The 12,340-nt window shown below is 56.5% G+C and carries 13 protein-coding genes; 7 read left to right on the forward strand and 6 right to left on the reverse strand.

What is annotated here, in order from left to right; genetic code table 11:
* Positions 1–68: 68 nt before the first annotated feature.
* On the forward strand, positions 69–1,049 hold the full coding sequence (gene ydcK / locus DEO48_RS01950) for a YdcK family protein (RefSeq protein ID WP_109844196.1): 981 nt from the start codon (positions 69–71) through the stop codon (positions 1,047–1,049).
* Here ydcK and rimL read toward each other — a convergent pair.
* From rimL to DEO48_RS01970, 4 genes are all read right to left on the reverse strand, one after another.
* Positions 1,044–1,592 carry a 50S ribosomal protein L7/L12-serine acetyltransferase gene (gene rimL, locus DEO48_RS01955; RefSeq protein ID WP_109844197.1) on the reverse strand — a complete coding sequence of 183 codons (549 nt, stop codon included), beginning with the start codon at positions 1,590–1,592 and terminating at the stop codon, positions 1,044–1,046. The genes ydcK and rimL overlap by 6 nt on opposite strands.
* 45 nt (positions 1,593–1,637) lie before the next feature.
* Positions 1,638–3,293: a glucan biosynthesis protein D gene (locus tag DEO48_RS01960; RefSeq protein ID WP_023311684.1), complete on the reverse strand. Its 1,656-nt coding sequence runs from the start codon at positions 3,291–3,293 to the stop codon at positions 1,638–1,640.
* A 242-nt stretch (positions 3,294–3,535) separates the two neighbouring features.
* The gene (locus tag DEO48_RS01965; RefSeq protein ID WP_025756391.1) at positions 3,536–4,309 is read right to left on the reverse strand and encodes a transporter substrate-binding domain-containing protein; all 774 of its coding nucleotides are present in this window, start codon (positions 4,307–4,309) and stop codon (positions 3,536–3,538) included.
* 22 nt (positions 4,310–4,331) lie between these two features.
* Positions 4,332–5,501 carry a pyridoxal phosphate-dependent aminotransferase gene (locus DEO48_RS01970; protein WP_109844198.1) on the reverse strand — a complete coding sequence of 390 codons (1,170 nt, stop codon included), beginning with the start codon at positions 5,499–5,501 and terminating at the stop codon, positions 4,332–4,334.
* 115 nt (positions 5,502–5,616) lie between these two features.
* Between DEO48_RS01970 and DEO48_RS01975 the strand changes: the two genes are divergently transcribed.
* Entirely contained in the window at positions 5,617–6,459 is an 843-nt protein-coding gene (locus DEO48_RS01975) for a LysR family transcriptional regulator (RefSeq protein ID WP_109844199.1), read from the forward strand.
* Here DEO48_RS01975 and DEO48_RS01980 read toward each other — a convergent pair.
* Together DEO48_RS01980 and DEO48_RS01985 are read right to left on the reverse strand one after the other, a co-directional pair.
* Positions 6,446–7,951, reverse strand: a complete 1,506-nt coding sequence (locus DEO48_RS01980) for a carboxylesterase/lipase family protein (protein ID WP_109844200.1) — start codon at positions 7,949–7,951, stop codon at positions 6,446–6,448. The genes DEO48_RS01975 and DEO48_RS01980 overlap by 14 nt on opposite strands.
* A gap of 43 nt (positions 7,952–7,994) precedes the next feature.
* Complete coding sequence (locus DEO48_RS01985; RefSeq protein ID WP_109844201.1) at positions 7,995–9,338, reverse strand: VOC family protein; 1,344 nt, start codon at positions 9,336–9,338, stop codon at positions 7,995–7,997.
* A gap of 527 nt (positions 9,339–9,865) precedes the next feature.
* Here DEO48_RS01985 and DEO48_RS01990 point away from each other — a divergent pair.
* From DEO48_RS01990 to DEO48_RS02010, 5 genes are all read left to right on the forward strand, one after another.
* Positions 9,866–10,051, forward strand: a complete 186-nt coding sequence (locus tag DEO48_RS01990) for a general stress protein (protein ID WP_004150795.1) — start codon at positions 9,866–9,868, stop codon at positions 10,049–10,051.
* 94 nt (positions 10,052–10,145) lie between these two features.
* The gene (locus DEO48_RS01995; RefSeq protein WP_109844202.1) at positions 10,146–10,640 is read left to right on the forward strand and encodes a ferritin-like domain-containing protein; all 495 of its coding nucleotides are present in this window, start codon (positions 10,146–10,148) and stop codon (positions 10,638–10,640) included.
* A gap of 23 nt (positions 10,641–10,663) precedes the next feature.
* A complete protein-coding gene (locus DEO48_RS02000; protein WP_008502273.1) occupies positions 10,664–10,867 on the forward strand; it encodes a hypothetical protein in 204 nt (67 codons plus the stop codon).
* Positions 10,868–10,892: 25 nt separating this feature from the next.
* Complete coding sequence (locus tag DEO48_RS02005) at positions 10,893–11,399, forward strand: ferritin-like domain-containing protein (protein ID WP_024908416.1); 507 nt, start codon at positions 10,893–10,895, stop codon at positions 11,397–11,399.
* Between the two features lie 15 nt (positions 11,400–11,414).
* A complete protein-coding gene (locus tag DEO48_RS02010) occupies positions 11,415–12,287 on the forward strand; it encodes a manganese catalase family protein (protein WP_008502274.1) in 873 nt (290 codons plus the stop codon).
* Positions 12,288–12,340 lie beyond the last annotated feature (53 nt).

Genomic DNA, 12,340 nt, shown 5'->3' on the forward strand with positions numbered 1-12,340 from the left:
GGTTGCCAGCCGTTCGAAGACCGAAAAATTTGCTACGTTTAGTTGAGACGCTTATCAGAGACCTAAAGATGAAAAAATATCGCCTTAGCGACGAAACACGCCTCTGGCAATGGAAAAACGGCGACACTACCCGCTCCGTCACGCTGCGGCAGATCATCGCGACAGTGGATTTTAACGACGTGACGGCCGACACGAAAGGCGGCTGGGTTGACGATGAGCGCGCCCTCGCGCAGGACGGCGACTGTTGGATCTACGACGAAAACAGCGTGGTGTTCGCCGGTGCAACCGTGTCCGGCAACGCGCGTCTTACCCTGCCGTGCATCGTTAGTCACGATGCGCATATCAGCGGCAGCTGCTGGCTGGACGCGGCAGAAGTCAGCCACGGAGCGCGCATAAGTGACAACGTCACCATTCAGCACTCCTGCGTGCGGGGCGAGTGTCATCTCTACGGCGACGCCCGCATTCTGCACAACAGCGTTATCATTGCAGCCAAAGGGTTGACGCCGGACCATGACCAGATCCTGCAAATCTACGATAAGGCGACCGTCAGCCAGTCGCGCATTGTGCACCAGGCGCAAATCTACGGCGAGGCGATGGTGAATTTTGCGTTTGTTGAGCACCGCGCCGAAATATTCGACAACGCCATCCTCGAAGGTAACGACTTAAATAACGTCTGGGTCTGCGACTGCGCAAAGGTCTATGGCAACGCCCGCGTGATTGCCGGTTATGACGACGATGCTATTCCGACGGTGCGCTACAGCTCTCAGATTGCGGAGAATGCCGTGGTGGAAGGAAACTGCGTCATCAAGCACCACGTTCTGATTGGCGGTCAGGCCTGGCTGCGCGGCGGGCCGATCATGCTGGATGATAAAGTGGTGATCCAGGGGCGCGCGCGGATCAGCGGCGATGTGCTCATCGAACACCGGGTTGAAATCACCGACGATGCGGTCATTGAAGCGTTTGCCGGCGAGAGCATTCACCTGCGCGGCGAAAAAGTGATTAACGGCGACCAGCGCATCACCCGCACCCCGCTGCTGGGGGCGTTATAGGGCGTAGATCTTCCCGTAGATGTTCACATCGTCAAAGCGACCGTTCAGGTATTCCGCTTCCCGCAGGCACCCTTCCAGCGTAAAACCGTTGCGTACGGCAACGCCGTTGCTGTGCTGATTCGCCACCCGACACTTGATCACAAAACGGCGGATCTCCCCGCGTTCAACGTAGTAGCGCATAAACGCCTGCAGGGACCGGGAGAGGATCCCCTGCCCCTGGTGGCCTTCATCCAGCCAGTAGCCGATGTACCCGGTCTTGTTCGTCGGTTCAATCGTGTTGAACGACAGCACGCCGACCAGCTCATCATCCTTGAAGATCAGAAACATTTTGGCGTAGCCGCGCTGGTGCAGCATCTGGTTACTCTGCACGTTGCGGCGGGTATCCTCTTCGCTACCTACGTGCTGCGCCCAGTCAAAGGCGGTTTGCAGAAAGATTCTGTTTTTGACGACGAGGTTGTGCAGATCGGCGGTATAGCGCTCTTCGACGGCGCGAAGCTCGAGAGCGTCAGATACCGGGATAATTTCGGATTTTGCTGCGGTCATTGCCCCTCACCCTAACCCTCTCCCGGAGGGAGAGGGAATCGATCGTTAACGCATTATCCGGTCGTCAACGTAGTTACGTTTATCCGGCGCCGGTGGGAAATACTGGTACAGCCATGTTTCACTGATGGCGTCGCCCTGGCAGCGCAGGAACAGACGCATATCCACAGGCTCCGTCGAATCCGAGGTTGGGTACCAGTCAAACAGGATGCGATAGCCGTCAAACGGTTCAACGTAGAGGATCTCCACCTGCTTCGCTTCACCGCTGGAGAGCGTAATCACCGGCTCGATGCCTTTTGGCGCAGCGGCCTTCAGATCGCCGCCGACAAAATCTATCGCAAAGCGACGGGCCCATACTTTCGGGTAGTTTTCGCCCGGCGCCCAGCCTTCCGGGAACCCGCCCATGCCGGTACGGGTGGCGAAGACGTTGGCCAGCGGAGAACGCACCGGCGGCATCGCGCTCCAGTAGAGGCGATATTTGAAGTCCAGCTCGTCGCCCGCTTTGACTGCTTTTTCCGGCTGCCAGAAGCAGACCACGTTATCCAGCGTTTCACCGGTGGTCGGGATCTCCATCAGGCCAACCGCGCCTTTACCCCAGTCGTTACGCGGTTCCACCCACAGGCTTGGACGCTTGTTGTACCACCCCATCACGTCCTGATAGTGGGAGAAATCGCGATCGAGCTGCAGCAGGCCGAACCCTTTCGGGTTTTTGTCCATATACGCGTTGAACTGCAGCTTCTGCGGGTTGTTCAGCGGACGACAGATCCACTCCCCGTTGCCGCGCCACATTGCCAGGCGGTCGGAGTCATGAATTTGCGGGTGAATGGTGTCACACATGCGGCGTTCGTTATTGCCACAGCTGAACATACTGGTCATCGGCGCAATGCCGAGCTGCTTGATGTCCTTCCGCGCGTAGAGGTGGTTTTCCACCTCCATGATCACCTGGCTCTTCTCGCAGTGGATCACGAATTTATAGGCGCCGGTGATGCTCGGGCTGTCCAGCAGCGTATAGACGGTAAAAGTCGTGTCGCCTGGCTTGACGGTTTCAAACCAGAAGGAGGTAAAGTCCGGGAACTCTTCCGGGGTGTCGGTAAAGGTGTCTACCGCCAGACCGCGCGCGGAAAGGCCGTACTGGTAGGTGTCATCCACCGCGCGGAAATAGCTCGCGCCCAGGAAAGAGACGATATCGCGACGCGCCAGCTCAGGTGCCTTAAAGGCGCGGAAGCCCGCAAAGCCGAGATCGCTTTGCCCTTCCAGCTGTTTGGTATCCACACCCGTTTCGCCGTAGCTGAACAGCTCCGGACGGAAGTGGATCTCGCGCGCCATAGAGGTCGACTGGTCCAGCGAGAACATCCGCACGCGGCGGCGGAACCCCATCCCCATATGGAAGAACTGCACGTCCAGCTGACGCCCTTCAATGTTGTTCCACAGTGACTGTTTTTCATCGTAGCGAATGGCGTTGTACGCCTGCGGCGTCATGGTGGCCAGCGTCTCCGGCAGCGGGCGCGGCGCGCCACCCCACGGGGTTTTTGCCAGGTCATGCGCCATGGATTGCAGTACGGAGAAGTCGAAACGACGGCTCTGGCCGTCAGCAATGTCAGAGTCGGCAGCGTATGCCGCTTTGGAAAACAGGGAAGCAAGGCCAGATGTGCCGCTCAGGGCTGCCACTGCCAGCGAGCCTTTTAGAAAACGTCTGCGATTCATGCCTGGAAAAACGTCCTTATGGTCGTGTGAATGTGTTCCGCGCTCGGCGAAATGACGGCAAGAAAGAACGCACAGCCTAAACAAAAATGGTTAAGAATCCAATTGTTGGCCGGTGATTATATGAACAAAGTGAGAAATATTTTCTGTCGACCAGAACGGCCCGAAAGTGGTGTAAAGAAAGCCTGGAAAATGTGTAGAAAAATGCCCCGGCGCGACATCGTTCGCCGGGGCTAATGAGGCGGTTATTTTACGCTGACATCGATACCCGGGAAGTACTTATCAGCGAGTTTAGCGATCGTGCCGTCGGCACGTACTTTATCGATCGCGGCATCAAGCTGCTTTTTGGTGGCCTCGTCACCCTTACGCAACCCAAAACCGATCCCACTGCCGAGGATAGTGTCGTCAGACACCGGTTTGCCGATGAAGCCAAACCCTTTCCCCTGCGGCTTACTGAGGAAACCTGCCTGCCCGGCCGCGGACATGACCAGCGAGGCGTCGATACGGCCATTCAGCAGATCGCCCCAGGCCATATTCTGATCTTTATAAGACACCACGGTGACACCCTGCTTTTCCCAGTGCTCTTTGGCATAGGTTTCCTGGATGGATCCCTGCAGCACGCCGATGGTTTTGCCCTTCAGCCCCTCAGGCGTTGCCTCAACCGCCGTACCTGCCTTGCCGACCAGCTGCGACGGAATACGGTAGATCGGCTGGGTAAAATCAATGCTCTTGCGGCGCTGCTCGGTGATGTTCATCGCCGAGTTGATGGCGTCAAATTTCTTCGCCACCAGGCCCGGGATCAGCGCATCAAAGGAGGTTTCAACCCAGCTGCACTTCAGCGCTGCCGCTTTGCAGATGGCATTCCCCAGTTCAACGTCAAACCCTTCCAGTTCGCCCGCCGCATTGCGGCTCTCAAACGGCGGATATTCCGCTTCCAGCCCGTAACGCAGCTCGGTAGCCGCGAAGGAAGAAAAAGTACACAGCAATCCCATGCCGACAACTAACGCGCGTAATTTCATCTACAACTCCTCAGAGCCTATCTCAGCGTGGTTTAACCCGACACAGGGCCTGGGCACCTGCCCGTAACGTCGCCTCATCTTTCGCAAAAGAGAGACGAATCAATTTATTATCCGTACCGTCCGCATAAAACGCCGACAGCGGAATGGTGGCAACGCCGTACTCAACGATCAGCCGTTTCACCAGCTCACTGTCGCGCTCGTCGCTGAACTGGCTGTAGTCCGCCAGCATGAAGAACGATCCGGCGCTCGGCAGCAGCGTAAACGGCGAATCGGCCAGCAGGCTGTGCAGCAGATCGCGCTTGCGCTGGTAAAACGCCGACAGCGACAGCCAGGTTTGCGGGTCGAGCATATGCTCAGCAAACGCGTGCTGCATTGGCGTATCGGCAGAAAACATTAAAAATTGATGGACTTTACAAATCTCGTCCATCAGTACCGCCGGTGCAACACAGTAACCCACGCGCCACCCGGTGACGTGATAGGTTTTTCCGAAAGAGGAAATAATCACGCTGCGCTCCGCCAGCTGCGGGTGCGTGGCCATCCCGTGGTGCGGCTCGCCGTCAAAAACGACGTGTTCGTACACTTCGTCAGACAAAATAATGATATCGGTATTGCGCGTCAGCGCCGCCAGCTGCTGCAGGTCATTGGCGGAGAAGACCTGGCCGCTCGGGTTGTGCGGCGTATTAATGATGATCATGCGCGTGCGCGGCGTGATCGCGGCGCGAACCTCATCCCAGTTGACGGCAAAATCCGGCACGGTGAGCTTGATGGCAATCGGGGTTGCCCCCTGAAGACGGACAATCGGCGCGTAGCTGTCAAAGGACGGCTCAAAGTAGATCACCTCATCGCCCGGGTGCACCAGCCCGCTAATCGCCGAATAGAGCCCTTCGCTGGCGCTGGCGGTCACCAGCACCTCGCTGGCAGGGTCGTACTGCGTGCCGTATAGCGTGGCAATTTTATCGGCAATACGTTCTTTGAGCGGCTGTAGGCCGGTCATCGATGCGTACTGGTTATGCCCCGCCTCCATTGCGCGGGTGACGCCCGCAATCAGCTTCGGGTCGCAGGAAAAATTCGGTGCGCCCTGAGAAAGGTTAATCGCGTTATGCTGCGCCGAGAGCTGGCCGATAACGGTAAAAATGGTGGTTCCCACATCCGGCAGTTTGGAGCGCGTTTGCACAGGCGTTCGTAAAGTCATCCTCTTTCCCTTCTCATGGACATTGCATAACTATTCAAACAACATCTGTGCTGTCGGGACAATCGAATTGTTGTCATAATAGCCATGAGAAAAATGCATAGCTGAGGTGATTTTTATGTCACGCCGTTCGCTCCCCCTTAATGCCATCGACGCATTTTTAGTCACCGCGCGTCACCTCAATCTTACCCATGCCGCCGCCGAACTGTGTCTGACGCAGGGGGCAGTGAGCCGCAAGATTGCCTCCCTTGAGGCGTGGTTTGGCTTTCCGCTTTTTGAACGCCACGCGCGCGGGCTGCGCCTCTCACCGCAGGGCAGCGCCCTGCTTCCGGAGCTGCAGTCCGCTTTCGAGCAGCTGCTGTCCGTGGCCGACCAGGCCCGCAGCCAGCACAGGGTGATCCGGCTGAAGGCCCCCACCTGCGCCATGCGCTGGCTGGTGCCGCGCCTGCTGGAGGTGGAGCGCGAGCATCCGGATCTGCAGATCGCGCTGACCACCACCACCGATCACAACGTCAATTTCAAAACCGAATCTTACGACGCGGCCATCGTGTTCGGCACGCACATGAGCGCAGGCGATCTGCTGTTCGAAGAGGCGCTAACCCCGGTGATAAGCCCGGTGCGGGCGGGGGCAACGCTGGGATCGCTGACGTTCCTTCACCCCACAAGGGATAAGACGGACTGGTCGCTGTGGCTGACGAAACAGGAAGGCCCGGGCTTTGCCATGCACAAAAATCAACACTTCGACACGATGGATCTCGCCATTACGGCCGCCATTCAGGGGCTGGGCGTCGCCATCGCCGACGAAACGCTGGTGGCAGAAGATATTCACGCTGGAAGGCTGGTACGGCCCTATGAGACAAGCATTAAAACTGGCGCAAGCTACCGGCTGGTGCTACGCGAAACGCCAGGCGAGGAAAATGGTCTCGCGGCGTTTCGCGCCTGTTTGCTTAATCGAGGCTGACGTGGTGCTTCATTACCCGCTTGAAGAGGCTCATACGGGCGCGCATAAAGCGGTTTTCAAGCCTGAACGCTGCATGTTTATTCACGCCAATGCGTAACAGAACGTCCCGACCTTTGCGGCACGCGGGCCAGTGCGTCGGCCCGGGCAAGCTGTCGCGAGGACCCGCGTCACGCGCAAAGCTCACCCAGTAATCCGCCACGTGGGCAGCAAACTGCAGATCTCGCTCATTGACGTACTGACGTGAAGGCTCCACCTGACCGAGCGTATCGAAGACGTAGGGAACTTCGTTGCCGTGCCAGGCACCGTTGATGTACGTGGCATGTTCCGCCTCTGCAACATAGTCAAACCAGTAGCGCCAGCACAATCCGCCGACGCGCTGCTGGGCCTGCATCACCACGTAGCCCATGGTGGTAAACGCCATGTCGCGGCACACCTGCCTGCCCAGCTCTTCATCGCCTTTCACGCCCGGATAGAGCAATTTAATCAGCCCGAGCCCGAAGCGGCGTTCGCGCCGAAGCTTCTGAATTTGCCCGGCAAGATCGATGCCAAACACCGCCATCACGCTGGCCTCATCGCTGTTGGAGCCAATCATTACCGGCACCGGATGCTGACGGGCGGCGAAAAAGACGTCCAGCATGGCTTCCGGCAGAACACAGTCTCCTGCGATAGGCGCCGGGGCGACGTTCAGCGGCGCGGTGAGCGGCCAGAACGCCTCGGGCGGAATGGCGCGCAGCTGCCCGGCGGTCGCATTTTCCAGGCCGAAATGGGCGGCCAGCGCTTCCCCTTTTTGCAGGGCCTGCTCGCGCGGCGTGTCAGGCAAGGTGTATCCGCTTTGTACAATCGCCTTATGGAACAATCCAGCTGCCAGCGGAGAGGCCAGCAGTGAGAGCACGCTGCGCGCGCCAGCGGATTCTCCAAACAGGGTCACATTGGCGGGATCGCCGCCAAACCCGGCGATGTTATCCCGCACCCATTCGAGCGCGGCGATCTGATCCAGCAGGGCAAAATTATGCACCACGCGCCCTTCCTCGCCTTCCAGCGCGGGATGGGCGAAAAAGCCGAGATGGCCGAGACGGTAGTTAATCGTGACCACAACCACGCCGCGCGCGGCCAGCGCTTTGCCGTTATACGGCGGCAGGCCGCCGGCACCAATCGTAAACCCGCCCCCGTGCAGCCAGACCATAACCGGCAGCGGCTCGGCGCGCTCTGCGGGAGACCAGACGTTAAGGTAGAGGCAATCTTCGGAAAACTGGCCCGGATCGCCGCCGCCTAGCTCCTGACAGTACTCGCTGCTTTGCCAGCTTGAGGGCGAGAAGGCCGTGGCCTCGCGCAGGCCATCCCAGCGTTCAGGCGGCCGGGGCGAGCGCCAGCGCCACTCCCCCACGGGCGGCGCGGCGTAGGGAATACCGCACCAGACGTGAACGTTTTCATCGGTTAAACCAGACAGTGCGCCCTGGCGCGTTTCAACCACAGGGACGGAAGGATTTTGCATAACGACCTTAATTTTTCCATCACACCCCAGCAGAGTAACGATTTCAGAGCAAACCGCAACGCTGTTTGCTGCGCGTTTCAGCCTCCTGGTAGAGCGTAAACTCGTCATACACCGGGCATCCCAGCGCGTCTTCAAACGCATCGCGGCTGGCGTTACCGTGGCTGCGGGCCTGGGTTTCGTTCCCGAGGTTGGACTGGAAAATCCCCGCGGCGCTGACCGGGAGGAAATCTTCGTAGGTGATCGGCTGGGCAACCACCCATCCGCGCTCGATCAGCGGCTGCGGATCGTCTCCGGGACGAAACGCATGCCGATGCGCTTCCCCGGCTGGCGTCAGGCGGTAGCGGAAATAAGCCAGCTCCTGACGGCGCATGAGCATTTCGCTGTCCGGGAAGGCGTTAAAAATCTCCCGCAGATGCAGCTGATGGGTCAGGTTATCTTTACCGGTACCGGCCTGGGCGAGGAGGCTATCGTACAGTTCACGGCCTTTCGGGGTCAGCGCCACGCCGCGCTGTTCAATCTCACCGAAGCGCGCGGTGTGGGTGCCTTTATGTTCACCGGCAAACAGCACCGGCTCTTCCAGCGCCTTGAAGCTGGTTTGACGCAGCAGGACGGGCACCTCGCGACGCGGCGGGCCTTCTATCAGAATTTTCGGCTCGATACCGTACTTCGGCATCAGCTCCTGCACCCGATCAATGTCCAGCGTGCGAGGCGTGAGATGGTTAATGTGGCAGCCGGGGAAGCAGACCACATCGGCAATCAACCGGTGCTCGTTGTGCAGCGCAAGATAGGTTTCCTGATCGACCGTCGCGTGACGGTGCCAGCGGAAGGTTTCCAGCGCTTCCTGCACAAACTCGTGCGCCTGCTCGTCAGTAAACTGCCCTTCCGATTCATACAGATCGAGAAGCGCCAGACAGCGCGGGGTGAAAATATTCCGGTGAGAGAGGATTTCCGCCGCACGTTCGCGCAGCGCGACGTTTTCAATCAGCTCAAGGCGCAGCAGCGACGTAAAGATGCGGAACGGATTACGGCACAGCGCCGCATCATCGATCGGGCGAAACGCCGTTGAGTGAACTGGCACCCCCGCCTGGGAGAGATCGTAATAGCTGACCGGGAACATACCCATAATGGCAAACATACGGCGCAGGGTTGAAAGTTCCTGTGCCGTGCCGACGCGGATCGCCCCGTGACGCTCCACGTTCAGGCGCGCAAGCTCATCGGCGTTAGCCAGTTGTTCATGTAATAGTGGATTATTTTCCAGAACCGCCAGGTTTACGTCCGCAACCAGTTCAAGCAAGGTGCCGTACTGCGGAACTTCCTGCTGGTACATCGCCGACATAGCCTGCGAAAAGTGTTCCCGAATGTCATCAGCCGTGATGGTGTTCGCCATGATGTCATGCCTCCAGTGAATATTACCTGGAGTGTAGAGAAACCCGTTCCTTCCGGGGGGAAGAATTTCTGAATTGTGATCTTAAGACGACAGTGGTCAAACCGTGTGCTACTGGTCCCTGAAGAGCGCCGAACGGAACCGCCCTTTTAACCTGAACGCTTTTATCCAGGATTTTCCTTATAATTATTTAGAGTTCCGCTTTCTAGCTATAAAGGAGTATTTTTGGGGTCTCTCCTGAATGCCAATTAACCAATTTGAGTAAGCCATTATTTTTATCCTCACCTTTCAAATTTTAGCTCGAAGTTAGGATTAATCTGAATGGTTGTTTACAAGTCCTTCCTGTCTATCCATATTTCCTTTTTAAGCGAAGCGTAAATTTACAAATATTTAAAAATAACGCAGCCGCAAATAGCAAAACGCATTTGACGGGTGCCGCGCAGCGACTAGAGTTATTACTCGAACGACGAGTGATACGGAATATTTTCGTATCGTACTGACATAACCAATATATGACTATGAGGTTTAATATGGCAGAGCATCGTGGTGGTTCCGGTAATTTCGCTGAAGACCGTGAAAAAGCATCAGAAGCAGGACGTAAAGGTGGCCAGCATAGCGGTGGGAACTTTAAAAACGATCCGCAACGCGCTTCTGAAGCGGGTAAGAAAGGAGGACAGAACAGTCACGGCGGAGGCCGTAAATCTGATAACTCCTGATCTTATTTAATACTCTTTTAATAAAACCAGAGAGCATGCTGCGGGCTGAAAAGCTCGCAGTACCCTTTCTTTATTTTACCGGAGCGTAATTATTATGAATATGAAAAGCGTCGAGGATGTCTTTATTCATCTTCTGTCGGATACCTACAGCGCAGAAAAGCAGCTAACCCGAGCGTTAAGCAAGCTTGCCCGCGCCGCCTCCAGCGAGAAGCTGAGCGCAGCTTTTACTGCACACCTGGAAGAGACGCAGGGTCAGATTGAACGTATTGACCAAATCGTTGAGCAGGAAGACGGTATTAAGATCAAACGCATGAAGTGCGTGGCGATGGAAGGCTTAATTGAAGAAGCCAACGAAGTCATCGAAAGTACGGAAAAAAATGAAGTACGTGATGCCGCACTTATTGCCGCCGCGCAAAAAGTCGAGCATTACGAGATTGCCAGCTACGGTACCCTTGCCACATTAGCAGAACAACTGGGCTATAAAAAAGCCGTTAAGCTTCTTGCCGAAACGCTGGAAGAAGAAAAAGAGACCGACCTTAAACTCACCGACCTGGCCGTAGGAAATATTAACCAAAAAGCGCAGAGATGACGCAATAATACAGGTTAAATAAAATGAGCATCAGTCCAAGGACAATTAAACGGTGCCATTTAGCGGCAGCCATAATATGGTTCATTCTCGCCATCCCCTCCGTAATATGGTGGAAGAATAGCGTACTATGGGTCATTATCATCAGTATTTACGCCAATATTGTCGGCCATTTATCTGGCTACAGTGCCGCGCGTGCCGATCAGGCTGCTGAAAGTGAGACCAAATAAGCGAACCCCTAATGAGGATACAATAATGAATCACGTAGAACACTACCATGACTGGCTACGCGATGCCCATGCGATGGAAAAGCAAGCCGAATCTATGCTGGAATCCATGGCGAGCCGTATCGATAATTATCCTGATGTTCGCGCCAGAATTGAGCAGCATATTAATGAGACAAAACGGCAAATTACATTGCTGGAAGAAATCCTCGACCGTAATGATATTTCTCGTTCGGTTTTAAAAGATTCGATGAGCAAAATGGCGGCGCTCGGGCAGTCCATTGGCGGCATGTTCCCGTCGGATGAGATCGTAAAGGGCTCGATCAGCGGCTATGTTTTCGAACAGTTTGAAATAGCCTGTTATACCTCCCTGCTCGCGGCGGCTAAGAAAGCAGGCGACGTCGCCTCGGTACCGGCCATCGAGACGATTCTGGCTGAAGAACGCGAAATGGCCGACTGGCTGATCCGCCATATTCCTCAGACCACGGAACAGTTCCTGCTGCGTTCAGACGCATCGGGCGTCGAAGCAAAAAAATAATCAGGGAGAACAAACATGTTCCGACACGTCAAACAGCTGCAATACACGGTTCGCGTTGCCGAACCGAACCCTGGCCTTGCCAACCTTTTACTGGAACAGTTCGGTGGGCCACAGGGCGAACTGGCTGCCGCCTGCCGGTACTTTACGCAAGGATTGAGCGATGACGATCCGGGCCGTAAAGATATGCTGATGGATATCGCCACCGAGGAGCTAAGCCACCTCGAAATCATCGGTACCCTGGTCGGCATGCTTAATAAAGGTGCCAAAGGCGCGCTGGCGGAAGGGGTGGAAAACGAGGCCGAGCTGTATCGCTCCATGACCGAAAACGGCAATGACAGCCACATCACCTCCCTGCTGTACGGTGGCGGCACCCCGCTCACTAACTCGGCGGGCGTGCCCTGGACGGCGGCCTACGTCGATACCATCGGCGAGCCAACGGCGGACCTGCGCTCAAACGTGGCAGCAGAGGCCAGAGCGAAAATCATCTATGAACGGCTGATCAATGTAACCGACGATCCCGGCGTAAAGGATGCTCTGGCTTTCCTGATGACGCGCGAGGCGGCGCATCAGCTCTCCTTTGAGAAGGCGCTGCAGTCCATCCGTAATAATTTCCCACCGGGAAAATTGCCGCCAATCGAGGAATTCACCAACAAGTACTACAATATGTCTGAAGGTGGAGAGGTTCGCGGAAGCTGGAACAGCGATAAACATTTCGATTACGTTGAGTCCCCCCAGCCTGCGGTTGACGGCGGCGATGGCAGCGCAAGCGTCACGCTCACGACCGAACAGGCAACCCTGGTCAAGGCGATGTCTGCCCGCACGAAGTCCGATCCACATTCCGACCCGCTGACCGGTGCCGAGCTGGGTGCCGGTAAGACTAAACCGTAATCGGTTTTGCCGGGCAGCCATAAACTGCCCGGCAATTCTCGTGCCCCATCGTT

Origin of the sequence: Enterobacter sp. CGMCC 5087 (genome assembly GCF_003144775.1) — a bacterium.
Classification (GTDB): domain Bacteria; phylum Pseudomonadota; class Gammaproteobacteria; order Enterobacterales; family Enterobacteriaceae; genus Enterobacter; species Enterobacter cloacae_M.